We start from the raw sequence: 26,009 nt of genomic DNA, 5'->3' as shown, positions 1-26,009 counted from the left end.
CAAGGGCATGCATTCTAGTGGGTCAAACTCAAGAAGTCACCCTACTGAAAACGGGTAGAAAAACAGCAGGTCATTTATGGGTTCAAGTGCACGCATGCACCTCATCCCGTTAGCAAATACAGCTCATCACGCCAAGGCTCTGAATCAACCCTTCTATATATAGAAGAGCCTGACACGCGCTCCTGGCTACCGCCCCAGAAAACAGGACCGGAGGTCACGGCAGCAGCATCGAGAAACACAAATACGATGAAACGCCCTGCCCTGAAAATTCAAAACGCTTAAACAAAAACGGCACAGCCCTTGTTCAGGTACTGCGCCGCAATTCGCTAATAAATAGCTGCACTGAACCGGATATCGCTTCGGATCAGTTCCACACGCTCAAAACCGGCAACGATTCTAACGCCAAGGCATTGAGAATGCTTGTTTTTTCTTGGCGTCAACCAGCCACATCCCCCATGCATTTTTCGGGTGCAAAAAAAAGCGCCAGATCAATGATCTGGCGCTTTTTGAATATGGGGTGGACGAAGGGGATCGAACCCTCGACAACGGGAGTCACAATCCCGTGCTCTACCAACTGAGCTACGCCCACCATTTTGCGTCGACAAAGAACTCAACCATCTTCCTTGCCTGGCCTCAATCCGCCCGAAGGCCGAATGATGCTTGATTGGTGCGGATGAAGAGACTCGAACTCTTACGCCTCGCGGCGCTGGAACCTAAATCCAGTGTGTCTACCAATTCCACCACATCCGCGCGTAAAGCTTTTAAAACAAAGGCGCCAGACAATTAATCTGGCGCCTTTTAAAATATGGGGTGGACGAAGGGGATCGAACCCTCGACAACGGGAGTCACAATCCCGTGCTCTACCAACTGAGCTACGCCCACCATCTAACGCTACTTGTGCCAAAGCTGCCTAATGGCGCACCCGGCAGGACTCGAACCTGCGACCATCCGCTTAGAAGGCGGATGCTCTATCCAGCTGAGCTACGGGCGCCTTATTAATCTGTACTCTTGGAGGATTACAAACTAAGTGCTTCCAGCCTTGCAGAACAACCATCAATTCTGCTCGACCTTCTTAACCAGTGCTAGGCTGTGCCCGACAAGTGCGACGAATAGTATAGAGGCCCCCGAAACCCGTCAAATCTTTTTTGAAAAAAATTCATTTTATTTAAGGGGTTAGGGCAATTTGCGGACAGAGCGCCTTTGCCCTCACGCCTTGGCGTGCGAGAATGCGCGCACTTTTCTTCCCCCTCTCGATGGTTAATCACGCGTAATGACTGCACAACTTATCGACGGCAAATCAATCGCCGCCAGCCTGCGCCAGCAGATCGCCAAACGCGTCACCGAGCGTCGCCTGCAAGGCCTGCGCACGCCGGGCCTCGCGGTGATCCTGGTCGGCAGCGATCCTGCCTCTCAGGTTTATGTCTCGCACAAGCGTAAAGACTGTGAAGAGGTCGGCTTTGTTTCCAAGGCCTACGACTTGCCTTCCGAGACCACCCAACAGGCCCTGACCGACCTGATCGACGGCCTTAACGACGACCCGAACATCGATGGCATCCTGCTGCAATTGCCGCTGCCTGAACACTTGGACGCATCCTTGTTGCTGGAGCGCATCCGCCCGGACAAAGACGTCGACGGTTTCCACCCTTATAACGTCGGTCGCCTGGCCCAGCGTATTCCGCTGCTGCGCCCGTGCACGCCGAAAGGCATCATGACCCTGCTGGAAAGCACCGGTGTCGACCTGTACGGCCTCGACGCCGTGGTCGTTGGCGCCTCCAACATCGTGGGCCGTCCGATGGCCATGGAACTGCTGCTGGCTGGCTGCACCGTGACCGTCACCCATCGTTTCACCAAGGACCTCGCCGGCCACGTCGGCCGCGCTGACCTGGTCGTCGTCGCCGCCGGCAAGCCGGGCCTGGTCAAAGGCGAGTGGATCAAGGAAGGCGCCATCGTTATCGATGTGGGCATCAACCGTCAGGATGACGGCAAACTGGTTGGCGACGTGGTGTACGAAACCGCCCTGCCCCGCGCCGGCTGGATTACGCCAGTGCCGGGTGGCGTTGGCCCGATGACCCGCGCGTGCCTGCTGGAAAACACGCTGTATGCAGCCGAGACGCTGCACAGCTAATAACCAGCTGTAATGAAAAAGCCCTGCCTTATCGCAGGGCTTTTTATTGCCCGAAGAAAAACCTGTTTTTTCTTAGTTTTTAATAACTTTCATCGGGTTCTAGAAGAACATTCGACAGTTTCTGATCCATACTTCTAGAATGTAACGTAATTTTTCAAATCACCCGTTTCCAGAACGGTATTTCCTTACTTTTTTAGCGAGTTCATCCGCGTGAAAATTCGTCTCTCTATTATCAGCCTGTTTTTTGCACTCACAGGCACCCTCGCGCACGCCGCCGACTCCATCCAGGCACCGCGTGACACTTCCAAACTGCAAATTGCCTCCGGCAGCGCCATCCTGGTAGACCTGCAGACCAACAAAGTCATTTATTCCAGTAACCCTGACGTGGTGGTACCCATCGCCTCGGTGAGCAAGTTGATGACCGGTTTGATTGTGCTCGAAGCCAAGCAGAACATGGACGAGTACATCGACATCAACATCAAGGACACGCCAGAGATGAAGGGCGTGTTCTCCCGCGTGAAGATCGGCAGCGAAATGCCGCGTAAGGAAATGCTGCTGATCGCGCTGATGTCGTCGGAAAACCGCGCCGCTGCCAGCCTGGCCCATCACTACCCGGGCGGTTACCCGGCCTTTATCGCGGCCATGAACGCCAAGGCCAGGGCGCTCGGCATGACCAGCACGCACTATGTGGAGCCCACCGGCCTGTCGATTCATAACGTGTCGACAGCCCGCGACCTGAGCAAGCTGCTGGCTGCGGCGCGCAAATACCCGATGCTGAGCCAACTGAGCACAACCAAGGAGAAGACTGTGGCGTTCCGCAAGCCCAACTACACCTTGGGTTTCTCCAACACCGACCACCTGATCAACCGCGCCAACTGGGATATCAAGCTGACCAAGACCGGCTTTACCAACCAGGCCGGTCACTGCCTGGTATTGGTGACGACCATGGGTAACCGTCCGGTGTCGCTGGTGATTCTTGATGCCTTCGGCAAATTCACCCACTTTGCCGATGCCACACGCATTCGTAACTGGGTCGAAACGGGCCGCAGCGGGTCGGTGCCGGACGTAGCGTTGCGCTACAAGGCTGACAAGAATTTGAAGAACCGCCCGAATGCAGCCGAAGTGCGTCGCTAACACAGTTCCAATGTGGGAGCTGGCTTGTGTGGGAGCTGGCTTGCCTGCGATAGCATCAACTCGGTCCCACTGAAAAACCGAGTTGCCTGCATCGCGGGCAAGCCCGGCTCCCACACAAACCCGCCCCTCACAGATTCATGATATTCACTACTGCTACTTTCTTTCCGCCAACACCTTAAGCGCCTGCGCCGCCGCCTGCTCCTGCCCGGCCCGCGCCGTGGCATTCGCCGAATCACGCCAGCGCTGCGCATCCACCTTCGCCGGCAACTGGCTTGGGCGCTGGGTCAGAATCGCCCAGTTACCGGCACTCTTCCACGCCGACTCAAAGTCACTGAAGCTCATCAGCAACCGGCGGTCCAACCCCGAACGCAGCAGCACCGTACTCTTTTGCTGGTTAAACCCGACCACCACGACATAACGCGTCCCCGACCACAGGCTCGGGTTAATCCGCGCCATCACCGGGTAACCCGCGGCCACCTGCGCCAGCACCGCCGTCAGCTCAGCATCCAGCGGGTACACCATCAGCCCGTACTCACGCGCCAGCGCCTGCATGTTGCGCTCCAGGTCCGCCTCGCCACCCGGCAAGTGCAGCGGCTTATCGAGCAAGCCGGGTGTCATGACAATGCCTTGTTGCGACAGCATGCTGGCTAAAGCACTGGGACCACTCAGATAAGCCTCGCTGCGAAACGTCGGCACGCCAGTGAGTTCGACTCGCTCTGGCAGGCCGGCAAGCTTCGACGGGTGGCTGGAACAGGCCGCAAGCCCCAGGGCGCACGCCAACAGCAACGAGGTTTTAACGTTCGACCGTAACCGCAATTTTTTACTCTCTTGATCAACTGCCGGTAAGGGCCCTGATCATAGGGCGCCCGGCCACGCGGGTATAGCCTTGAACGTTAGTAAAAGGCCCGGGATAGAGCAAACGAGTTGGACGGACACGACCATTGGTCAATACCAGGCAACCGGCAGGTAGCTAGACTGTCCATTGAGAAGACTGTGTGTGCCCCGAGCGGGGCGAAAGGAGGCCCAGATGAGCCTTGCAACAACGATTTTCATGTTGGTCTGCGGTTGGCTGGCGGTTGCCGCCGCCATGTTGTGGGGGGTGATGCGCGTAACGCGTCGGCATCACCACCCCCACGTTAAACCCGTTGCACCCGCCAAGCCCCGCAGGGCGGCGGCGCATCACGCCTAGCCAGGCATGCAGCTGAAGTCCTGAGTCGCTGCGACTTCCTTGCCGTGACCATCCTTGAGGGATGCGCGCACGGTGGTGCCCAGGCTGGATTCCACCAGCGTGTAGTGCTCACCCGCCTTGAAGTTCTTGTACTCGACCCGGCCCTGGCAGTCCTGCTGGTTGTCATCGCCTGGCTCTTCCTCAAACAAGGTCACATCCAGTTGATGGTCGCCTGGGCTCACTTCAAAGAAGCGGCCGTCGTCCACGCGCTTGCCATCTACCCGCTCGGCCATCAAGTCATTCGGCGCTTCTTCCTTCAGGCCGATCCAGGCTTCACTGGGGTCGGCTTTCGGGATTGGCCCGGCACAGGCCGACAACAGCAGCACGGCGCCAAGTGCAGGAATCAACAAAAGTGGTTTAAGTGACAGGTTTTTCAGTGACATGGCAGGGCTCCAAAGGGCATCAGTAAAAGCGTTGGACTCGATGTAAATGTGTCGTGTCCGATGGGCTACAAGCTTGGAGAGCCACCCTGTGCAGAACAAATGAATACATATGAAACGATCTTCAGCCGTTACCTAAATGTTCCTTCACCTGGCTGAAAGGTGCGTGTTAGGTGGGTCGGGCAAGACTGCCGGGGTTTGCAATTTTGCTCCCCTCGGAGGTTCACGCATGCTCGGGCTGGTAAAGACCGCACTGCAAAAGCCGTACACGTTTATCGTGTTGGCCATATTTATCTGCATCATCGGGCCGATGGCGGCCCTGCGAACCCCCACGGATGTTTTTCCCGATATTGGCATCCCCGTCGTCGCGGTAGTGTGGCAATACAACGGCCTGTCGCCGGACGCCATGGCCGGTCGGGTGATCTACACCTATGAACGCTCCCTGAGCACCACCGTCAACGACATCGAACATATCGAATCGCAATCGCTGCCCGGCATGGGCATCGTGAAAATCTTCTTTCAACCCGGTGTGGACATCCGCACCGCCAACGCCCAAGTGACGGCGGTTTCACAAACCGTGCTCAAGCAGATGCCGCCGGGCATCACGCCACCGCTGATCCTCAACTACAGCGCCTCGACGGTGCCGATCCTGCAAATGGCGTTTTCCAGCCCGAGCCTCTCGGAAGCGAAAATCCGCGACCTGGTGCAAAACAACATCCGGCTGCCCCTGAGCGCCCTGCCCGGCCTGGCCATGCCCACGCCAATGGGCGGCAAGCAACGTCAGATCACCCTCGACCTCGACCCGCAGGCGCTGGCCGCCAAAGGTTTGTCAGCGCAAGACGTGGGCAATGCCCTGGCATTGCAGAACCAGATCATCCCGGTGGGCACCGCCAAACTCGGCCCCAACGAATACACGATTCTGCTCAACAACAGCCCCAAGGCGATTGATGAGCTGAACGACCTGCCGATCAAGACCGTCGACGGTGCAATTATCACCATCGGCCAGGTGGCCCACGTGCGTGACGGCTCACCACCGCAGACCAACATCGTGCGCGTCGACGGCCACCGCGCCGTGCTGATGCCGGCGCTGAAAAACGGCAGCATTTCTACCCTGTCGATCATCGACGGCATTCGCCAGATGCTGCCGCGCATCAACGAAACCCTGCCGCCGTCGCTGAAAACCTCGCTGCTGGGTGACGCGTCGGTGTTCGTGAAACAGTCGGTGGGCAGCGTGGCCCAGGAAGGCATCATCGCCGCCCTGCTGACCAGTGCGATGATCCTGCTGTTCCTCGGCAGCTGGCGTTCGACCCTGATCATTGCCGCCTCGATTCCCCTGGCCGTGCTCTCGGCCATCGCGCTGTTGGCCGCCACCGGGCAAACCCTCAACGTGATGACCCTCGGCGGGCTGGCGTTGGCGGTGGGGATTCTGGTGGACGACGCCACGGTGACCATCGAAAACATCAACTGGCACCTGGAACAAGGCAAGGCGGTGAAGACCGCGATCCTCGACGGCGCCGCGCAAATCGTCGGCCCGGCCTTCGTTTCGCTGCTGTGCATCTGCATCGTGTTCGTGCCGATGTTCCTGCTGCAAGGCATTGCCGGTTACCTGTTCCGGCCGATGGCCCTGGCGGTGATCTTTGCCATGGCCAGCTCGTTCATCCTCTCGCGCACCCTGGTGCCGACCCTGGCGATGTTCCTGCTCAAACCGCATACACCAGAGCAAGGCGCGGGGCATCACCCGGAAGATGAATTCATCAACCACCACGAAGGTGAGCAGCACAAGAAGCCACGCAACCGCGTGCTGCAATCGGTGCTGAATTTCCAGCAGGGTTTCGAGCGTCACTTCTCGAATATCCGCGACACCTACCACGGCCTGCTGGTGCTCGCGCTGGGCGCGCGCAAGCGTTTTATCGTCGGTTTCCTGGGTTGCGTGCTCTTGTCGTTCCTGCTGTTGCCAAGCCTGGGCCAGGACTTCTTCCCGGCCACCGACGCCGGCGCCCTCGCCCTTCACGTGCGCTTGCCACTGGGCACGCGCATTGAAGAAAGCGCCGCAGCGTTTGACCGCATTGAAGCGCGGATTCGCGAAGTGATTCCGGCGGCAGAGCTGGACACCATCGTCGATAACATCGGCATCCCGCTCAGCGGCATCGACATGGCCTACAGCAGCAGCGGCACCATTGGCCCGCAGGACGGCGACATTCAGGTCACCCTGAAAAAGCACCACGCGCCGACCGCCGATTACGTGAAAAAACTGCGTGAAGCCCTGCCGGAAAGCTTCCCCGGCAGCCACTTCGCCTTCCTGCCTGCCGACATCAGCAGCCAGATCCTCAACTTCGGCGCACCGGCCCCGCTGGACGTGAAAATCTCCGGGCGCAATGACGCAGAAAACCGCGCCTACGCCGTGGAGCTGGAACGTCGCCTGCAACACGTGCCGGGCATCGCCGACCTGCGTATCCAGCAGTCCACCGGGTACCCGTCGCTGCAAGTCAACGTTGACCGCATGCGCGCCAATGGCCTGGGCATTACCGAGCGCGACGTGACCAACAGCATGGTCGCCTCCCTCGCCGGCAGCTCCCAGGTGGCGCCGACCTTCTGGCTCAACCCGGCCAACGGCGTGTCGTATTCGATCGTTGCGGCCACTCCGCAATACCGCCTCGACAGTTTGCCGTCACTGGAAGCCTTGCCGGTCACCGGTGCCGACGGCCAGTCGCAGATCCTCGGCGGTTTGGCGACCATCTCGCGGGTGCAGAGCCCGGCGGTGGTGACCCACTACAACATCGAACCGACCCTGGACCTCTACGCCAACGTGCAAGGCCGCGACCTCGGCGGCGTAGCGCGCGACGTGCAGAAAGTGCTGGATGACACCGCCTCCATGCGCCCCAAAGGCGCGGTGATCAGCCTGCACGGGCAGATCGATGCGCTGCACGAAGCCTTCAGCGGTTTGAGCTTCGGCTTGCTCGGCGCCGTGGTGCTGATCTACCTGCTGATCGTGGTCAACTTTCAATCGTGGGCCGACCCGTTCGTGATCATCACCGCCTTGCCGGCAGCGCTCGCGGGCATCGTCTGGATGCTGTTCCTGAGTGGCACCTCGCTGTCGGTGCCGGCACTGACGGGGGCCATCCTCTGCATGGGCGTGGCCACTGCCAACTCGATCCTGGTGGTGAGCTTCTGCCGAGAGCGCCTCGCCGAACATGGCGACGCGTTGAAGGCGGCGATGGAAGCTGGCTACACACGCTTTCGCCCGGTGTGCATGACCGCCCTGGCGATGATCATCGGCATGTTGCCGCTGGCCATTTCCGAGGAGCAAAACGCCCCGCTGGGCCGCGCCGTCATCGGCGGTTTGATCTTCGCCACCGTCGCCACTTTGTTGTTTGTTCCCGTGGTCTTCAGCATGGTCCACGGTCGTCACCCTACTCGCGCAACTGCTGGAGAAACGCCACATGTCGTCTGATCACAAACCCTCGCGCAAGCGTCTGATGCTCATGGGTGTCGGCGGCCTGACACTGGCCGCCCTGTTGGTCGCCAACGGCCTGCACGCCCGCACGATGCACGAACAATCGGTCACCGCCTGGACGGAAACAGCCGCCATCCCGCAAGTGATGGTGTTCCAGCCCAAACAGAACGTGGCCGGCGACACCCTGCGCCTCCCTGCGCACCTGGAAGCCTGGAGCAAGGCACCGATTCACGCGCGGGTCAGCGGCTACCTGAAGGACTGGAAAGTCGACATCGGCACCCAGGTCAAAGCCGGGCAAGTGCTCGCCGAAATCGACAGCCCGGACCTCGACCAGCAAATGGCGCAAACCCACGCCCGCCTGATCCAGGAACAGGCCAACGCGCGCCTGGCGCAAACCACCGCCACGCGCTGGCAAAACCTGCTGGCAAGCCATTCGGTGTCGCGTCAGGAAGCCGATGAAAAAACCTCCAACGCCGCCGCAGCCAAGGCTAACGCCGAAGCTGCCGCTGCCGACTACGCGCGGCTGTCGGCGCTGGAAAGCTACAAGACCATCCGCGCGCCGTTCGCCGGCACCATCACCGCGCGCAACACCGACATCGGCCAGTTGATCAAGGCCGATACCGACAGCGACCCGGAGCTGTTCAACATCGCCGACACCCACCAGCTGCGCCTCTACGTACCGGTGCCGCAGAACTACGCGGCCGTTATCCACCCAGGCCTGGAGGCCGAGCTGACCGTGCCCGAGCACCCCGGCGAGCACTTCAAGGCGCGTTTGATTGGCGATTCCACCGCCATCGACCGGCGCTCCGGCACCTTGCTTGCGCAGTTCGTCGCCGACAACCCCAACGGCGAATTGCTGCCCGGCGATTACGCCGAAGCCACCCTGCCGATTCCGGCAGACACCCACGGCGTGAGCATCCCCGCCAGCGCGCTGATCTTCCGCGCCCAAGGCACTCAGGTTGCGGTGCTGGACGCGCAGAACCACGTGCACCTGCAAGACATTCACATCGGTCTCGACCTGGGCGAACGCCTGGTGATCGACCAAGGCCTGAAACCCGCCGACCGCGTGGTCGATAACCCGCCGGATGCGCTGCGCGAAGGTGACCCCGTGCAACTGGCTGAAGCCGGAGGTGCGCATGCGCCCAAGGCTTAAACCCCTCGCGGCGTTGATGCTGCTCGCGTTGCAAGGCTGCTCGATGGCGCCCACCTACAAGGTGCCGACGGTCAACCTGCCGGCGGGCTATCGCGAACAGACCCGCGATGGCCCGTGGCACAGCGCGCAACCGTCGGACCAGTTGGCGCCCGACTGGTGGAAGCTCTACAACGACTCGCGCCTGAATGACCTGCAACAGCAACTGCTCAAGGCCAACCCGGATTTGGCGGCGGCGCTGGCGCACTTCGATGCGTCCCAGGCGTATGCCAGCCAACTGCACGCCGGGTTGTTCCCGCAGATTACTGCCAGCGCACAGCCGTTACGCCAACGGCAATCGGATTCACGGCCGTTGCGCGGTGATACGCAGCCCTCCGTGTACAACAGCAACACGGCTGAGTTTTCGTTGAGTTACGACCTGGACCTGTGGGGCAAAATCCGCAATCAGGTGGCAGCTGGAGATGCCCAGGCGCAAGCGTCCGGGGATGATCTGGCGGTGGCGCGCTTGAGCCTACAGCACCAGTTGGCAACGTTGTATGTGCAGCTCAACGGGCTGGATGCGCAGAGCCGCATTCTCAACAGCTCGCTGGATGACTTCAGCCAGGCCCTGCAACTCACGCGCAGCCGGTATGAAGGCCAGATTGCTTCGGAACTGGACCTGACCCGCGCGCAAAATCAACTCGCCGAAGCCAAGGCGCAACTGGATGAAGTGCGCGCGCAACGCAACCTGACCGAGCACGCAATTGGCGAGTTGGTGGGTGTAGCGGCCAGCGATTTCTCCGTGCCGCCAAGCCAGCATTTGATCGCGCTGCCCGGCATTCCGTCGCAGTTGCCAAGTCACCTGCTGCAACGTCGACCCGACATCGCGGCGGCGGAACGGCGAGTGTTTGCCGCCAACGCAAACATCGGCGTGGCCAAGGCGGCGTGGTACCCGGACTTCAGTCTGACCGGCTTGATTGGCGGGCAAACGCAGGGCGTCGGCAATCTGCTGTCGGCCGGCAATCGGTATTGGGCGCTGGGGCCGTTAGTCAATCTGCCGATCTTCGATGGCGGCCGCTTGAGCGCCAATGAACGCCAGGCCAAAGCCGAGTTTGAAGAAGCGTCGGCGCAATACCGCAGCCATGTGCTCAAAGCCATCCGCGAAGTCGAAGACAACCTGGCGCAACTGCGCGACTTGCAGCAGGAAGCACAGGATGAACAAGCGGCGGCGGATGCGGCGCAACATACGCAGTCATTGGCGATGAACAGCTATCAGGCGGGGGCAGTGAGCTATCTGGATGTGGTGACCGCGCAGACAGCGGCGTTACAGGCGCAGAGGACACTGCAGGCGGTGCAGACGCGGCAGTTGCAGGCGAGTGTGGGGTTGGTCACGGCATTGGGTGGTGGTTGGGAACCGGGTGCCTGACCTGACGCCATCGCGGGCAAGCCCGCTCCCACATTTGATCGGGTTCACACCGTTCAATGTGGGAGCTGGCTTGCCTGCGATGGCGGCCTCTCAAGCGGCTAGTTTCCCACTGGCAATCGCCGCCGAAGCCGCCACCATCGCCCGCAACAACACCGCACACCCGGCAGCCAGGTCATCCGGCGCGGCATTCTCGATTTCGTTATGGCTGATGCCGCCTTCACAGGGTACGAAGATCATCCCCGCCGGGCCCAGCTCGGCGACGAAGATTGCGTCGTGCCCTGCCCCGCTGACGATGTCCATGTTCGACAGGCCCAACCCATTCGCCGCATCGCGCACGGCGTCCACGCAGCCTTTGTCGAAATACAGCGGCGGGAAGTCTGCCGTCGGTTCCATCTCAAAACTCAACCCGTGTTTGGCACAGGCGTTGTCGATGACGTTGCGCACCTCGGCAATCATCGAGTCCAGCCGCGCCGGTTCCAGATGGCGGAAATCCAGAGTCATGCGCACTTCGCCGGGAATGACATTGCGTGAGCCGGGATAGGCTTGCAGGCAACCAACTGTGCCACACGCATGGGGCTGATGACCGAGCGCCGCCGCATTCACGGCCGCCACAACCGCTGCCGCACCCACCAGGGCGTCCTTGCGCAGATGCATGGGCGTCGGCCCCGCATGCGCCTCGACACCGCGTAATTTCAAGTCAAACCACTTTTGCCCAAGGGCGCCCAACACCACACCGATGGTTTTTTTCTCGTCCTCAAGAATCGGGCCTTGTTCGATATGCGCTTCAAAGTAGGCGCCCACCTTGTGCCCACTCTCGGCCCGCGTGCCCGCGTAGCCAATGGCATTCAGCGCATCGCCCACCGAGACGCCGTCGGCGTCCACCTTGGCGAGTGTCTCCGCCAGTGTGAATTTCTCGGCAAACACCCCCGAGCCCATCATGCACGGCGGAAAGCGCGAGCCTTCTTCGTTGGTCCACACCACCACTTCCAGCGGCGCCTCGGTCTGGAGGTTGAGGTCATTGAGGGTGCGCAGCACTTCCACACCGGCCAACACGCCAAAGCAACCGTCAAATTTGCCGCCGGTGGGCTGGGTATCGATGTGGCTGCCGGTCATCACCGGTGGCAGGTCGGGATTGCGCCCAGGGCGGCGGGCGAAGATGTTGCCGATGCCGTCGATGGTGACGGTGCAACCGGCTTCTTCGCACCACTTCACAAACAGGTCACGCGCCTTGCGGTCGAGGTCGGTGAGGGCCAGGCGACACACGCCACCCTTGGGCGTGGCGCCGAGTTTGGCCAGGTCCATGAGTGACTGCCAGAGGCGGTCGCGGTTGATGTGCTGATCGGTGGATTGCAGAACGTCAAGGGCAGCGTTCATGGGGATCTCCTCAGGCTACATTTTTATAAAGTGCCCCAATCAAAGGGGGGCTGGCTTGTGTGGGAGCTGGCTTGCCTGCGATCCAGGCGACTCGGTGTTTCTGCCGAACCGAGGTGATGCTATCGCAGGCAAGCCAGCTCCCACATTGACCGGGTTTACAACGAAGTTTTAACGGCGATTGGGCGGGCGCCGCGCTTGGCATTCAGGCCGTAATACAACAACCCGCCCAACGCCGAACCGGTAAACCAGCCATAGCTGTAGAACCAGCTGAACGCATCACTGCCCAGGGACAGCAAGGTCAGCACCACCGGTACGCCGAAGGCGATAAACCCGCTCCAGTTCCACGCCGGGTACACGTCGTCGCGGTACAAACCGGCCAGGTCGAGTTGCTGTTTGCGGGTGACGAAGTAGTCCACCACCATGATCCCGGCGATCGGCCCCAGCAGGCTTGAGTAGCCCAGCAACCAATTGGAATAGACGGTTTCCAGGCTCACATCGGAAACGATCAGCCCGAGTTTTTTCAGCAGTTCATGGCCCATCAGCACCAACCCCACCACGCCGGTGAGAATCACCGCGGTGGTGCGGTTGATCAACTTGGGCGCGATGTTCTGGAAGTCGTTGGTCGGCGAAACAATGTTTGCTGCGGTGTTGGTGGACAAGGTGGCGATGATGATCAGCGCCATGGCGATGGCCACCCATACCGGGCTCTGGATATGCCCGATCAGGGTGACCGGGTCGGAGACGCTGACGCCCACCAGTTTCACCGACGCGGCGGTCATGATCACGCCGAGTGCAGCGAACAGGAACATGGTCAGCGGCAGGCCGAAAATCTGCCCGAGTATCTGGTCTTTCTGGCTTTTGGCGTAGCGACTGAAGTCCGGAATATTCAGCGACAAGGTGGCCCAGAAACCCACCATCGCGGTCAGGCCGGCCATGAAATAACCGGTCAGGCTCGCGCCTTCGGGGCGTTTGGGTGGGATCGCCATCAACTCGCTGATCGACACGTTGGGCATCGCCCACACCAGCAAGCCGATGCCGACGGCCACCAGCAATGGCGCCGAGAGGGTTTCCAGGCGCTTGATCGACTCGGCGCCACGCAGTACCACCCACAAGTTCAGGCACCAGAAAATCATGAAGCCGATCACTTCACCGGTGCCGCCGAGGGATTTCCACCCGTCGAAAATCGAGCCAAGGAACAGGTGAATCGCCAGCCCGCCAAACATCGTTTGGATACCGAACCAGCCGCAGGCCACCAGCGCCCGAATCAAACACGGCACATTGGAACCGAGGATGCCGAACGAGGAGCGCAGCAACACCGGAAACGGTATGCCGTACTTGGTGCCGGGGAACGCGTTGAGGGTCAGCGGAATCAGCACGACGATGTTGGCGAGCAGGATCGCCATCAGCGCCTCGCCCACCGACAGCCCGAAGTACGCGGTAAGCACGCCGCCCAAAGTGTAGGTGGGCACGCAGATCGACATGCCGATCCACAACGCGGTGATGTGCCATTTGTTCCAGGTTCGTTCGTGCACCCTGGTCGGTGCCATGTCGTGGTTGTAGCGAGGGCTGTCGAGGACGTCGGGGCCGGCGTCGAGTTCGTACAGGCCGTTGCGCTCAATGACTTGCGATCTGTTCTGTTGCATGGCCGCTCCACGGTTTTTTCGAATTATTGTTGCTCATCCAGCACGATGCGCTGGATGGCCGGAGTACCTCGTAAACAACATAACATCACGGGCCCGGCCAGCCGCCACTGCACTCAATAACCGTGCCGACAACCTGGCTTGAACCCTCACCGCTTAACTAAGGTGCTGATGTTAATCAGCTTTCCGATTACGCCTGCGGTACTTGCCACGTTAATCAGGCTAATTAACGTGGAAGTTATACGAACCGTCAGGACTCAATCTGGTGCAACACAATTATTTTTATTTCCCGCCCCCGTCAAGAGGCACGTCTCAAGCGTCTGATTTGCAATAAGAAATGTTGCTCAGTTTAGAAACCTGTCAAGTGCGTCAAAATGGTGAGGCGCCGCTACATTTTGGGGATTTACAATAATTATCTTTATTTATCAGTAACTTAATCACGCCATAAGCTTATAAAAAATCTGCTTGCTCAATCTAAAAACTCGGGCTAGTTTCTATTCCTGTCACCGATGACAGGTTTTAATCCATCATCGGCAAGAGGCATTACAACACTTAGAACTGGCACAAGCCGGTCAAGCCTGTGAGGAATTCGACATGTCGCTGTTGATCCGTGGCGCCACCGTTATTACCCATGATGAAAGTTACCGCGCCGATGTTTTATGCGCAGGCGGTCTAATTCGCGCTATTGGCACGAATCTGGATGTTCCCGCCGGCACACAACTACTCGACGGCAGTGACCAATACTTGATGCCCGGCGGCATCGACCCCCACACCCACATGCAACTGCCCTTCATGGGCACCGTGGCCAGTGATGACTTTTTCAGCGGCACGGCGGCAGGTTTGGCGGGGGGCACCACCTCGATCATCGACTTTGTGATTCCCAACCCGCAGCAGTCCTTGATGGAAGCGTTTCACCAGTGGCGCGGCTGGGCGGAAAAATCCGCATCCGACTACGGTTTTCACGTGGCGATCACCTGGTGGAGCGAGCAGGTACGCGAGGAAATGGCCGAGCTGGTCAGCCATCACGGCATCAACAGCTTCAAGCATTTCATGGCCTACAAGAACGCGATCATGGCAGCGGATGACACGCTGGTCGCCAGTTTTGAACGCTGCCTTGAGTTGGGCGCGGTGCCCACAGTGCACGCGGAGAACGGCGAGCTGGTGTATCACCTGCAACGCAAGTTGATGGCCCAGGGCATTACCGGGCCGGAGGCGCACCCGCTGTCGCGGCCTTCCCAGGTGGAAGGCGAAGCCGCCAGCCGCGCGATCCGGATCGCCGAGACCATTGGTACGCCGCTGTACCTGGTCCACGTGTCGACCAGGGAAGCCCTCGACGAAATTACCTACGCCCGGTCCAAGGGCCAGCCGGTATACGGCGAAGTGCTTGCCGGCCACCTGTTGCTGGATGACAGCGTATACCGACACCCCGACTGGCAAACCGCTGCCGGCTACGTCATGAGCCCGCCCTTCCGCCCGCGCGGGCACCAGGAAGCGCTGTGGCATGGCCTGCAATCGGGCAACCTGCACACCACCGCCACGGATCACTGCTGCTTCTGCGCCGAACAAAAAGCCGCTGGGCGTGACGACTTCAGCAAGATCCCCAACGGCACCGCCGGTATCGAGGACCGCATGGCGCTGCTGTGGGATGAAGGCGTGAATACCGGGCGCCTGTCGATGCAGGAATTCGTCGCGCTGACCTCCACCAACACCGCGAAGATCTTCAATATTTACCCACGCAAAGGCGCGATTCGCGTGGGCGCGGATGCCGACCTGGTGCTGTGGGACCCCGAGGGTACACGGACCATTTCCGCCAAGACCCACCATCAAAACGTCGACTTCAATATCTTCGAAGGCAAGACCGTACGCGGCGTGCCGAGCCACACCATCAGCCAGGGCAAAGTGGTTTGGGCGGACGGCGACCTGCGCGCCGAGCGCGGTGCCGGGCGGTACGTGGAGCGGCCGGCGTATCCAGCGGTGTTTGAGCAGTTGAGCAAGCGGGCGGAGCATTCCAGGCCTACTGCTGTGAAACGCTGATACCGCTATCGCGGGCAAGCCCGGCTCCCACACTTGATCGGATTCACACAGTTCAAATGTGGGAGCTGGCTAGCCTGCGATGAGGCCCGAACAGACCACACAAAAACCAGTGCCCATCAGAGGCAGCACCTCAACCACCGTGAGGCCAACACCGTGATCCAGACCCTGACCCACCTCCCCCATCCCACCGAGGACGGGGCCACGCTCGCCAGCCATTTCACCGACCTGGCGCCGCCCCTCAACGCTCGCCAGGCCCAACTGGAAGCCTCGCGCTGCCTGTATTGCTACGACGCGCCGTGCGTGAACGCGTGCCCCAGCGAAATCGACATCCCCTCGTTTATTCGCAACATTCACACCGACAACGTACAAGGCGCCGCGCAGAAAATCCTCTCGGCCAACATCCTCGGCGGCAGCTGTGCTCGGGTCTGCCCCACCGAGATCCTGTGCCAGCAAGCGTGCGTGCGCAATAACAGCGAAGAATGCGCCCCGGTGCTGATCGGCCTGTTGCAACGCTACGCCATCGACAACGCCCACTTCAGCGAACACCCTTTCCAGCGCGCCGCGCCTACCGGCAAGCGCATCGCCGTGGTCGGCGCTGGCCCAGCCGGGTTGGCCTGCGCGCACCGCAGCGCGCTGCATGGCCACGACGTGGTGATTTTTGAAGCGCGGGAAAAAGCCGGCGGCCTGAATGAATACGGGATCGCCAAGTACAAACTGGTCGACGACTTTGCCCAGAAGGAACTGGATTTCCTCCTGCAAATCGGCGGCATCGATATACGTCACGGCCAACGCCTGGGCGACAACCTGACCCTGAGCGAACTGCACCAGCAATTCGATGCCGTGTTCCTCGGCCTGGGCCTTGCCGCCAGCAAACAGCTCGGCCTGCCCCACGAAGACGCCCCCGGTTTGCTCGCCGCCACCGACTACATCCGCGAACTGCGCCAGGCCGATGACCTGACCCAACTGCCTCTGGCCGACCGCTGCATCGTGCTCGGCGCGGGCAATACCGCCATCGACATGGCCGTGCAAATGGCTCGCCTCGGCGCGCGCGACGTGAACCTCGTCTACCGCCGTGGCTTGGCGGACATGGGCGCCACTCACCATGAACAGGATATTGCCAAGGCCAATCAGGTGCGCCTGCTGACTTGGGCCCAGCCCGAAGAGGTCTTGCTCGACGACAAAGGCCACGTACGCGGCATGCGCTTCTTGCGCACGCGCATGGAAAACGGCCGTCTGCACCCCACCGGTGAAACCTTCGAACTCGCCGCCGATGCCATTTTCAAGGCCATCGGGCAAGGCTTCGATAACGAGGCGTTACACGACCCGTTGGCCCAGCAACTGCACCGCGTGGGCGAGCGGATTTTCGTCGATGAGCAACTGCGCACCAGCATTCCCGGCGTGTATGCCGGCGGCGATTGCGTCAGCCTCGGCCAGGACCTCACCGTGCAAGCGGTGCAACACGGCAAGCTCGCCGCTGAGGCCATGCACGCCCAACTCATGCTGAATGTGGAGGCCGCGTAATGGCCGATCTCTCGATTGTATTTGCCGGTATCAAAGCCCCCAACCCGTTCTGGCTGGCTTCCGCGCCGCCCACCGACAAGGCCTACAACGTGGTCCGCGCCTTTGAAGCAGGCTGGGGCGGTGTGGTGTGGAAAACCCTGGGAGAAGACCCGGCGGCGGTCAATGTGTCATCGCGCTACTCGGCCCATTACGGCGCCAACCGTGAAGTGCTGGGTATCAACAACATCGAGTTGATCACCGACCGTTCCCTGGAGATCAACCTGCGGGAAATCACCCAGGTGAAAAAGGACTGGCCGGACCGCGCACTGATCGTGTCGCTGATGGTGCCGTGCGTTGAAGAATCCTGGAAAAACATCCTGCCGCTGGTGGAAGCCACGGGCTGCGATGGCATCGAGCTGAACTTCGGCTGCCCCCACGGCATGCCCGAGCGTGGCATGGGCGCGGCGGTCGGTCAGGTGCCGGAATACGTGGAACAGGTGACGCGCTGGTGCAAGACGTACAGCTCGCTGCCGGTGATCGTCAAGCTCACGCCCAACATCACCGACATCCGCGTGGCCGCGCGTGCGGCCTATCGCGGTGGCGCAGACGCGGTGTCGCTGATCAACACCATCAACTCCATCACCAGCGTGGACCTGGAGCGCATGGTCGCCCTGCCGATGGTCGGCACGCAAAGCACCCACGGCGGCTATTGTGGCTCGGCGGTCAAACCGATTGCGCTGAACATGGTCGCCGAGATCGCCCGCGACCCACAGACTCAAGGGCTGCCGATCTGCGGGATTGGCGGCATCGGCAACTGGCGGGATGCGGCGGAATTCGTCGCGTTGGGCTGCGGCGCGGTGCAAGTGTGCACGGCGGCCATGTTGCACGGGTTTCGAATTGTGGAGGAGATGAAGGACGGCCTGTCGCGCTGGATGGACAGCCAGGGCTACACAAGCCTGCAGGAATTTTCCGGGCGGGCGGTGGGCAATACCACAGACTGGAAGTACCTGGACATCAACTATCAGGTAATCGCCAAGATCGATCAGCAAGCGTGCATTGGTTGTGGGCGTTGCCATATTGCCTGTGAGGACACGTCGCACCAGGCGATTGCGAGTGTGAAACAGCCAGACGGGACGCACGTTTACGAAGTGATTGATGATGAGTGTGTGGGGTGCAATTTATGCCAGATCACCTGCCCGGTGGCGGATTGCATTGAGATGGTGCCGGTGGACACGGGCAAGCCGTTTTTGAACTGGACACAGGATCCGAGGAATCCTTATCGGGAGGCTGTGTAGCCTTCCAGATTGCAATCGCTGGCAAGCCAGCTCCCACAGTTGATTTGTGAACACATTCAACTGTGGGAGCTGGCTTGCCTGCGATGAGGCCATAAGCCCCACCAAAAAATCAGGGCTCCAACCCAATCCCGCGCAAAATCACCCCCGTCACCGTTTGAATCGCCTTCTCGAACTGCATGTCCGACAACGGCTGGTGATCATTCAAAATCTTCACTTGGTGATCAAAGTCGGCGTAGTGCTGGGTCGACGCCCAAATCATGTACAGCAGGCTCGACGCTTCCACCGGCAGGATGCGTTTGTCCTCCACCCACTGGCGAATTTTCGCTTCCTTCATCTTGGCCCAGTCGTACAGGCTTGCATCCAGCGCCTCACCGAGCGTCGGCGCGCCGTGGATGATTTCATTCGCCCACACCTTGGACCCATACGGCCGCGTGCGCGAGCGCTGCATCTTGGCGCGGATGTAGCTGCTCAGCACCACACGCGGGTCATCGAAGGTTTCGAAGCTCAGGGCATCCTGCTTCCACACCTCCAGCAGGTCGAACAGCACCGCGCTGTACAGCTCGCTTTTGGTGGTGAAGTAGTAATGCAGGTTGGAGCGCGGCAGTTGCACTTCTTCAGCGATGTCGGCCATGGCGGTGCTGCCATAGCCCTTTTCAGCGAAGACTTTCTCCGCCGCCAGCAGGATTTTCTCGACGTTGGTGCGACGAATTCCGATCTTGTGATTGCCCATGAGGGCTCCCTGACAACAACTTGGGTAAGAGACTACCATCGGCTCCAGATCGCGGCGACAGGCCATAATGAAACTTCCTGCGCGAACCTTCCCCACGCAAATCGGATTGGTTAGGATCGCGCGATCACCGTTGGAGGGCGAAGGCCAAACCTTTGCCGTGCTGCACGAGACGCTACCACTCCCTAACCTGAAGGTATTGAACCATGCGGATCAAGAACACCCTGACCACCGTCGCCCTGCTCGCGTCCCTGTTCGGCGCTTCGGCGGCGTTTGCCCATGCTCATCTCAAAAGTTCGACGCCTGCGGCTGACAGCACCGTGGCTGCGCCCGCCGACTTGCGCCTGACCTTCAGCGAGGGCGTCGAGGCCACTTTCACCAAGGTCTCCCTGAGCAAGGACGGCACCGAAATCGCAATCAAGGGCCTGGAAACCCCGGACGCCGACAAAAAGGTGTTGGTCGTCACCCCCGCCGCGCCACTGGCCGCCGGTAACTATAAGGTGGTGTGGAACGCGGTGTCGGTCGACACTCACAAGAGCAACGGTGAATACAGCTTCAAGGTCGGCCAATAACCCATGGCGACCCTGCTGGTGCTGTGCCGCTTCCTGCATTTCATCGTCGTGCTGCTGATGTTCGGGGCCTGCGTGTTCAGGCCCCTGCTGCTCGGCGCTGAAGTGCAACCGGCGCTGGACCGGCTCCTGCTGCGCGTCACTCGCGGCCTGGCCTGGGTTGGGCTGGGTTCCGGCGTGGCGTGGTTGCTGTTGATCACCGCCAGCATGGCAGGCAGTTGGGATGCGGCGCTGCAACCGGCCACCGTGCAGTTGGTACTGGGCAAAACCTTTTTTGGGCACGTGTGGGTCTGGCACCTGGTGCTGAACCTGTTGTTGGTGATCGCACTGATCAAACCCTGGCCGGCCCTGCGTCTGCCATTGATCGCAATGTTGCTGGCCACACTCGCGCCGGTGGGGCATGGCGCCATGCTCAACGGGTTGAGCGGGCAACTGCTGATCCTCAATCAAGTGGTGCATCTGGTCTGCGTCGGCGCCTGGCTGGGCGGGTTGTTGTTGCTGGTGTTGATCCTGCGCGAGCCCGCAAGGTATGCGCTGGAGCCGGTGTTGCGGCGTTTCAGTGGCGTCGGTTATGGGCTGGTGGTTGGGTTATTGGTAACCGGGTTGATCAATGTGCGCGTACTCACCGGGCAGCTGTGGCCCACGCCGTTGTTTGACGGTTTTGCGTTGATCCTGCTGATCAAGGTGATGCTGGTGCTGGGCATGTTGGCGTTGGCACTGCTTAACCGGTTGCGGATTGATCACTGCGAAGAGCGCCGTGGCAGTTTGAAGGCCAGCGTGATGCTGGAATGGTTACTCGGTGTTTGCGCAGTGGCGGCTGTTTCCTTGCTTGGCACCCTGCCACCGATGCTCATGGCCAATTAAACCCCTCCGTTTAAACACGCTCAACTGTGGGAGCTGGCTTGCCTGCGATGACGGTGAATCAAGTACTGACAGGCTGACTGACCCACCGCCATCGCAGGCAAGCCAGCTCCCACATTGAGCGTGCCTGCTTTTGAATGATGACGAGCAAGTCATCGTATAACTTCTGCTTGACACCCCGCCAAAACCCCGCAAATATCCCCTCAATGTTGTACGACGACGTACGACAAATAATAAAAACAACAAACGAAAGGGAGCTTCACTGTGAGTCAATTCGCCCGCAATTCCTCCTCGCGTCTGGGTCTTATCGGCCTCGGCAGCCTGGCGTTCACCCTTCCCCTCAGCGCCCAGGCCGACGGTTTTGTCGAAGACGCCACCGCCACGCTCAACCTGCGCAACGCCTACTTCAACCGCAACTTCACCAACCCGACCTTTGCCCAGGGCAAGGCTGAAGAGTGGACGCAAAACTTCATCCTTGATGCCAAGTCCGGTTTCACTCAGGGCACCGTGGGTTTCGGGCTGGATGTGCTGGGGCTGTATTCGCAAAAGCTGGATGGCGGCAAAGGCACCGGTGGCACGCAGTTACTGCCTATCCACAGCGACGGCCGCCCTGCCGACAATTTCGGCCGTTTGGGCGTGGCGCTGAAAACCAGGCTGTCGAAGACCGAGTTGAAGGTCGGCGAGTGGATGCCGGTGCTGCCGATCCTGCGCTCCGACGACGGTCGCTCGCTGCCACAGACCTTCCGTGGCGGCCAGGTGACCTCGAAGGAACTCGACGGCTTAACCCTCTACGGCGGCCAGTTCCGTGGCAACAGCCCACGCAACGACGCGAGCATGGAAGACATGTTCATGAACGGCAAAGCCGCGTTCACCTCCAACCGTTTCAACTTCGGCGGCGGCGAATACACCTTCAATGACAAACGCACCCAAGTGGGCGTGTGGTACGCCGAGTTGAGCGACATCTACCAGCAACAGTATTTCAACCTGACCCACAGCCAACCCGTCGGTGACTGGACCCTGGGCGCCAACCTCGGCTACTTCACCGGCAAGGAAGACGGCAGCGCACTGGCCGGCGACCTCGACAACAAGACCGCCTTCGCCCTGCTCTCGGCCAAATACAAGGGCAACGCTTTCTACGTGGGCCTGCAAAAGCTGACCGGCGACAGCGTGTGGATGAGGGTCAACGGCACCAGCGGCGGCACCCTGGCCAACGACAGTTACAACGCCAGCTACGACAACGCCAGGGAAAAATCCTGGCAGGTGCGGCATGACTTCAACTTCGTGGTGCTGGGTATTCCGGGGCTGACCATGATGAACCGCTATATCAGCGGCAATAACGTGCACACCGGTGCGATTACCGACGGCAAGGAATGGGGCCGCGAGTCGGAATTGGCCTACACCGTGCAGAGCGGCGCGCTGAAGGATTTGAACGTGCGGTGGCGCAACGCGACCATCCGTCGAGATTTCAGCAATAACGAATTTGACGAGAACCGGATCTTTGTCAGCTACCCGATTTCGTTGTTGTAACCCGACCATTGTGGGAGCTGGCTGCCCGGGGTCCAGCTTATGGGGGAACTGGCTTGTGGGAGGCTTGTGTGGGAGCTGGCTTGCCTGCGATGCAAGCACCTCGGTATGCCAGTCACACTGCGGTGATGCCATCGCAGGCAAGCCAGCTCCCACACCAGCCAGCTCCCACAATTGATCTCATTCGTCTGAAGTAGCGTTGACAACCTGGGGAATCAATAACGATACTTCGAACAAGTCATACGACAACTTACAACAACAATGGAACCCTCATGACCACCACCACCGCCACGCCTGTTCCATTCACTCGCCTGCTGCTCACCGGTGCCGCCGGCGGCCTGGGCAAAGTCTTGCGTGAACGCCTGCGCCCTTACGCCCAGGTGTTGCGCCTGTCGGACATCGCCAACATGGCGCCAGCTGTCGATGAATCCGAAGAAGTGCAGGTCTGCGACCTCGCCGATAAGCAAGCCGTGCACCACCTGGTAGAAGGCGTCGACGCCATCCTGCATTTCGGCGGCGTGTCGGTTGAGCGCTCTTTCGAAGAAGTGCTCGGCGCCAATATCAGTGGCACCTTCCATATCTACGAAGCCGCGCGCCGTCATGGCGTGAAGCGCGTGATCTTCGCCAGTTCCAACCATGTCATCGGCTTCTACAAACAGGGCGAAATCATCGACGCCCACTCCCCGCGCCGCCCGGACAGCTACTACGGCCTGTCCAAATCCTACGGCGAAGACATGGCCAGTTTCTACTTCGACCGCTACGGCATCGAGACCGTGAGTATCCGCATCGGCTCCTCGTTCCCGGAACCGCAAAACCGCCGGATGATGCACACCTGGTTGAGCTTCGATGACCTGACCCAACTGCTCGAACGCGCGCTGTACACCCCGAACGTCGGCCACACCGTGGTCTACGGCATGTCGGATAACCTCGATACCTGGTGGGACAACCGCTACGCCGCGCACCTGGGTTTCGTGCCCAAAGACAGCTCCGAAGTGTTCCGCGCTCAAGTCGAAACCCAGCCACCTGTGGCCGCCGATGACCCGGCCAAGGTCTACCAGGGCGGCGCGTTCTGCGCAGCGGGCCCGTTCGGTGACTGAGCGCCCATCAACCCAAGGGAATGAGTTGCCATGACCGCAGAATTGATCGTTGACGCCCGCAATGCCGTGGGCGAGTGCCCGGTGTGGGTGCCCGAGGAAAACGCACTGTATTGGGTGGATATCCCTAACGGCGGCCTGCAACGCTGGAGCGCCGCCAGCGGGCATATCGCCGCCTGGAAAGCCCCGCAGATGCTCGCCTGCATTGCCCGCACCGACGCGGGCAACTGGGTCGCCGGCATGGAAAGCGGTTTTTTCCAGCTCACCCCGCACAACGACGGCAGCCTCGACACCACGCCGCTGGCCGGTGTCGAGCACCCCCGTGCGGACATGCGCTTGAACGATGGTCGCTGCGATCGCCGGGGCCGTTTCTGGGCTGGCAGCATGGTCTTGAACATGGGCTTGAACGCGGCCGAGGGCACGCTTTACCGCTACGCCTCAGGGTCGGCACCTCACGCAGCACTGGGTGGTTTTATCACCCTCAACGGCCTGGCCTTCAGCCCTGACGGCCGCACAATGTACGCCTCGGATTCGCACCCGCTGGTGCAGCAGATCTGGGCCTTCGATTACGACATCGACACCGGCACACCGACCCGTCGCCGCGTGTTTGTAGACATGCACAACTTCCTCGGCCGCCCCGACGGCGCGGCGGTGGACGCCGACGGCTGCTACTGGATCTGCGCCAACGACGCCGGCTTGATCCACCGCTTCACCCCCGACGGGCGCCTCGACCGCTCCCTCACCGTACCGGTAAAAAAACCCACCATGTGCGCCTTTGGCGGCAGTCGCCTGGACACCCTGTTTGTCACCTCGATTCGCGATGACAACAGCGCACAGTCGCTGTCCGGCGGCGTATTCGCCCTCAACCCCGGCGTACAAGGAATGGCCGAACCCCGCTTCACCCTTTAGCTGCATCGCTGTGCCTTGAATACAACAATAAAAATACAGGAGAGACACCCCATGGACTTCAAACGCACCTTGCTGGCCGCTGCATGCTTTACCCTCTGCGGCGCCGCTCACGCGCTGGAAATCAAATTTGCCGACATCCACCCCGCCGGCTACCCCACCGTCGTCGCTGAAGAAAACATGGGCAAGGCCCTGACCAAGGAAAGCAATGGTGAGCTGACCTTCAAGTATTTCCCGGGAGGTGTGCTCGGGTCAGAGAAAGAAGTCGTTGAGCAGGCTCAGGTCGGCGCGATCCAGATGACCCGCGTCAGCCTCGGCATCGTCGGCCCGGTGGTGCCGGACGTAAACGTGTTCAATTTGCCGTTCGTGTTCCGTGACCAGGCGCACATGCGCAAAGTCATCGACGGCGAGATTGGCGATGAGATCCTCGCCAAAATCACTAACTCCGAGTTCGGCCTGGTCGCGCTGGGCTGGATGGACGGCGGCACGCGCAACCTCTATACCAAAAAACCGGTACGCAAAATCGAAGACCTCAAGGGCATGAAGATTCGCGTGCAAGGCAACCCGCTGTTCATTGAAGCCTTCAATGAAATGGGCGCCAACGGCATCGCGATGGACACCGGCGAGATCTTCAGCGCCCTGCAAACCGGCGTGATCGACGGCGCGGAAAACAACCCGCCCACCCTGCTTGAACACAACCACTTCCAGAACGCCAAGTTCTACACCCTCACCGAACACCTGATTCTGCCCGAGCCCATCGTGATGTCGAAAATCACTTGGAACAAGCTCACCCCTGCGCAGCAAGTCATGGTGAAAAACGCCGCCAAGGCGGCCCAGGCTGACGAGCGCGTGCTGTGGGACGCCAAGTCCGCCAGCAGTGAAACCAAGCTGAAGGCGGCGGGCGTCGAGTTCATCACCGTCGACAAAAAACCCTTCTATGACGCGACGGCGCCCGTTCGCGCGAAATACGGTGCGGCCTACGCCGACATCATCAAGCGCATCGACGCCGTCGAGTAATCACCCTTCCCTCCAGTAAGGCCCGGCGCGGTCGGCATCGACGCGCCGGGTTACGGTGAACGCCATGAAGAATTTAGTGTTGCGCATCAACGACCGCATCTACATGACCTGCATCTGGGTCGCCGGCCTTTCAGTTTTGGGGGTCGCGCTGATCATCCCCTGGGGCATCTTCGCCCGCTACATCCTCGGCACCGGCTCCAGCTGGCCGGAGCCCACTGCCATCCTGTTGATGCTGGTGTTCACCTTTATCGGCGCAGCGGCCAGTTACCGTGCCGGGGCGCACATGTCGGTGGCGATGATCACCGACCGCCTGCCCGACCAACAGCGGCGTATCGTCGGGATTTTTTCCCAATTGCTGATGGCAACCATCTGCCTGTTCATGACGATTTGGGGCAGCAAGCTGTGCCTGTCGACCTGGAACCAGTTCATGAGCGCCATCCCCACCCTGCGCGTAGGCATCACCTATATGCCGATCCCGGTTGGCGGCTTGCTGACGCTGATCTTCGTGGTGGAAAAACTCTTGCTGGGAGACCAGAGCAACCGGCGCGTGGTGCGCTTCGATCTGGTAGAAGAAAGCGAAGGGGCTGCCTGA

General features: G+C 60.4%; 21 protein-coding genes and 4 tRNA genes. 16 read left to right on the top strand and 9 right to left on the bottom strand.

All coding sequences use genetic code 11. From position 1 onward, the window contains the following. Positions 1-513: 513 nt before the first annotated feature. The 4 genes from ACP7A2_RS08005 to ACP7A2_RS07990 all read right to left on the bottom strand — a co-directional run bounded on the left by ACP7A2_RS08005 (position 514) and on the right by ACP7A2_RS07990 (position 991). A tRNA-His gene (locus ACP7A2_RS08005) sits at positions 514-589 on the bottom strand. A gap of 76 nt (positions 590-665) precedes the next feature. After that, positions 666-750: transfer RNA gene (locus ACP7A2_RS08000), tRNA-Leu, on the bottom strand. Between the two features lie 56 nt (positions 751-806). After that, a tRNA-His gene (locus tag ACP7A2_RS07995) sits at positions 807-882 on the bottom strand. Between the two features lie 32 nt (positions 883-914). After that, positions 915-991 (bottom strand) — tRNA-Arg (locus ACP7A2_RS07990). A gap of 279 nt (positions 992-1,270) precedes the next feature. Between ACP7A2_RS07990 and folD the strand changes: the two genes are divergently transcribed. Together folD and pbpG are read left to right on the top strand one after the other, a co-directional pair. Next, the gene (gene folD / locus ACP7A2_RS07985; protein WP_375067671.1) at positions 1,271-2,125 is read left to right on the top strand and encodes a bifunctional methylenetetrahydrofolate dehydrogenase/methenyltetrahydrofolate cyclohydrolase FolD; all 855 of its coding nucleotides are present in this window, start codon (positions 1,271-1,273) and stop codon (positions 2,123-2,125) included. A gap of 210 nt (positions 2,126-2,335) precedes the next feature. Next, the gene (pbpG, locus tag ACP7A2_RS07980) at positions 2,336-3,259 is read left to right on the top strand and encodes a D-alanyl-D-alanine endopeptidase (protein WP_426133780.1); all 924 of its coding nucleotides are present in this window, start codon (positions 2,336-2,338) and stop codon (positions 3,257-3,259) included. A 153-nt stretch (positions 3,260-3,412) separates the two neighbouring features. Here the strand turns inward: pbpG and ACP7A2_RS07975 are convergent, their stop codons facing one another. Beyond that, the gene (locus ACP7A2_RS07975; RefSeq protein ID WP_426133779.1) at positions 3,413-4,075 is read right to left on the bottom strand and encodes a peptidase C39 family protein; all 663 of its coding nucleotides are present in this window, start codon (positions 4,073-4,075) and stop codon (positions 3,413-3,415) included. Between the two features lie 211 nt (positions 4,076-4,286). On the opposite strand from ACP7A2_RS07975, the gene ACP7A2_RS07970 reads away from it, so the two are divergent. Continuing rightward, on the top strand, positions 4,287-4,448 hold the full coding sequence (locus ACP7A2_RS07970; protein WP_375067665.1) for a hypothetical protein: 162 nt from the start codon (positions 4,287-4,289) through the stop codon (positions 4,446-4,448). On the opposite strand, the gene ACP7A2_RS07965 is transcribed toward ACP7A2_RS07970, so the two are convergent. Next, on the bottom strand, positions 4,445-4,855 hold the full coding sequence (locus ACP7A2_RS07965) for a hypothetical protein (RefSeq protein WP_348062261.1): 411 nt from the start codon (positions 4,853-4,855) through the stop codon (positions 4,445-4,447). The genes ACP7A2_RS07970 and ACP7A2_RS07965 overlap by 4 nt on opposite strands. A 241-nt stretch (positions 4,856-5,096) precedes the next feature. Between ACP7A2_RS07965 and ACP7A2_RS07960 the strand changes: the two genes are divergently transcribed. The 3 genes from ACP7A2_RS07960 to ACP7A2_RS07950 are packed head-to-tail and all read left to right on the top strand — an operon-like array spanning position 5,097 to position 10,876. Then, a complete protein-coding gene (locus ACP7A2_RS07960; protein WP_426133778.1) occupies positions 5,097-8,318 on the top strand; it encodes an efflux RND transporter permease subunit in 3,222 nt (1,073 codons plus the stop codon). Continuing rightward, complete coding sequence (locus ACP7A2_RS07955; RefSeq protein WP_426133777.1) at positions 8,308-9,474, top strand: efflux RND transporter periplasmic adaptor subunit; 1,167 nt, start codon at positions 8,308-8,310, stop codon at positions 9,472-9,474. Before ACP7A2_RS07960 ends, ACP7A2_RS07955 begins: the two co-directional genes overlap by 11 nt. After that, positions 9,458-10,876 (top strand): efflux transporter outer membrane subunit, encoded by a 1,419-nt coding sequence (locus tag ACP7A2_RS07950; RefSeq protein ID WP_426133776.1) that lies wholly within the window; start codon positions 9,458-9,460, stop codon positions 10,874-10,876. Before ACP7A2_RS07955 ends, ACP7A2_RS07950 begins: the two co-directional genes overlap by 17 nt. A 90-nt stretch (positions 10,877-10,966) precedes the next feature. On the opposite strand, the gene ACP7A2_RS07945 is transcribed toward ACP7A2_RS07950, so the two are convergent. Together ACP7A2_RS07945 and ACP7A2_RS07940 are read right to left on the bottom strand one after the other, a co-directional pair. After that, the gene (locus tag ACP7A2_RS07945; protein WP_426133775.1) at positions 10,967-12,250 is read right to left on the bottom strand and encodes a Zn-dependent hydrolase; all 1,284 of its coding nucleotides are present in this window, start codon (positions 12,248-12,250) and stop codon (positions 10,967-10,969) included. 155 nt (positions 12,251-12,405) lie between these two features. Beyond that, positions 12,406-13,893, bottom strand: coding sequence for an NCS1 family nucleobase:cation symporter-1 (locus ACP7A2_RS07940; protein WP_426133774.1), 1,488 nt, complete (start codon positions 13,891-13,893; stop codon positions 12,406-12,408). A gap of 591 nt (positions 13,894-14,484) precedes the next feature. Between ACP7A2_RS07940 and hydA the strand changes: the two genes are divergently transcribed. From hydA to preA, 3 genes are all read left to right on the top strand, one after another. Then, positions 14,485-15,924, top strand: coding sequence for a dihydropyrimidinase (gene hydA, locus ACP7A2_RS07935; protein ID WP_426133773.1), 1,440 nt, complete (start codon positions 14,485-14,487; stop codon positions 15,922-15,924). A 153-nt stretch (positions 15,925-16,077) separates the two neighbouring features. Then, positions 16,078-17,445: an NAD(P)-dependent oxidoreductase gene (locus tag ACP7A2_RS07930; protein ID WP_348060451.1), complete on the top strand. Its 1,368-nt coding sequence runs from the start codon at positions 16,078-16,080 to the stop codon at positions 17,443-17,445. Further along, complete coding sequence (gene preA, locus ACP7A2_RS07925; protein WP_426133772.1) at positions 17,445-18,719, top strand: NAD-dependent dihydropyrimidine dehydrogenase subunit PreA; 1,275 nt, start codon at positions 17,445-17,447, stop codon at positions 18,717-18,719. The genes ACP7A2_RS07930 and preA overlap by 1 nt, the downstream gene beginning before the upstream one ends. 109 nt (positions 18,720-18,828) lie before the next feature. Here preA and ACP7A2_RS07920 read toward each other — a convergent pair whose 3' ends face one another. Continuing rightward, positions 18,829-19,449 carry a TetR/AcrR family transcriptional regulator gene (locus ACP7A2_RS07920; RefSeq protein WP_426133771.1) on the bottom strand — a complete coding sequence of 207 codons (621 nt, stop codon included), beginning with the start codon at positions 19,447-19,449 and terminating at the stop codon, positions 18,829-18,831. Between the two features lie 203 nt (positions 19,450-19,652). Between ACP7A2_RS07920 and copC the strand changes: the two genes are divergently transcribed. The 7 genes from copC to ACP7A2_RS07885 all read left to right on the top strand — a co-directional run bounded on the left by copC (position 19,653) and on the right by ACP7A2_RS07885 (position 26,009). After that, complete coding sequence (gene copC, locus ACP7A2_RS07915; protein ID WP_375067649.1) at positions 19,653-20,018, top strand: copper homeostasis periplasmic binding protein CopC; 366 nt, start codon at positions 19,653-19,655, stop codon at positions 20,016-20,018. A gap of 3 nt (positions 20,019-20,021) precedes the next feature. Continuing rightward, the gene (gene copD, locus ACP7A2_RS07910; protein WP_426133770.1) at positions 20,022-20,879 is read left to right on the top strand and encodes a copper homeostasis membrane protein CopD; all 858 of its coding nucleotides are present in this window, start codon (positions 20,022-20,024) and stop codon (positions 20,877-20,879) included. A 261-nt stretch (positions 20,880-21,140) separates the two neighbouring features. Then, a complete protein-coding gene (locus tag ACP7A2_RS07905; protein WP_426133769.1) occupies positions 21,141-22,403 on the top strand; it encodes an OprD family porin in 1,263 nt (420 codons plus the stop codon). Positions 22,404-22,672: 269 nt separating this feature from the next. Further along, entirely contained in the window at positions 22,673-23,497 is an 825-nt protein-coding gene (locus ACP7A2_RS07900; protein WP_426133768.1) for an NAD-dependent epimerase/dehydratase family protein, read from the top strand. Between the two features lie 30 nt (positions 23,498-23,527). Continuing rightward, positions 23,528-24,403 (top strand): SMP-30/gluconolactonase/LRE family protein, encoded by an 876-nt coding sequence (locus ACP7A2_RS07895; protein WP_426133767.1) that lies wholly within the window; start codon positions 23,528-23,530, stop codon positions 24,401-24,403. A 51-nt stretch (positions 24,404-24,454) separates the two neighbouring features. Next, the gene (locus tag ACP7A2_RS07890) at positions 24,455-25,417 is read left to right on the top strand and encodes a TRAP transporter substrate-binding protein (protein WP_426133766.1); all 963 of its coding nucleotides are present in this window, start codon (positions 24,455-24,457) and stop codon (positions 25,415-25,417) included. A gap of 64 nt (positions 25,418-25,481) precedes the next feature. Then, positions 25,482-26,009 (top strand): TRAP transporter small permease, encoded by a 528-nt coding sequence (locus ACP7A2_RS07885; protein WP_426133765.1) that lies wholly within the window; start codon positions 25,482-25,484, stop codon positions 26,007-26,009.

This window comes from Pseudomonas sp. PWP3-1b2 (assembly GCF_049896045.1).
Lineage (GTDB): Bacteria > Pseudomonadota > Gammaproteobacteria > Pseudomonadales > Pseudomonadaceae > Aquipseudomonas > Aquipseudomonas antarctica_B.
This window is presented reverse-complemented; position numbering and strand designations above follow the sequence as displayed.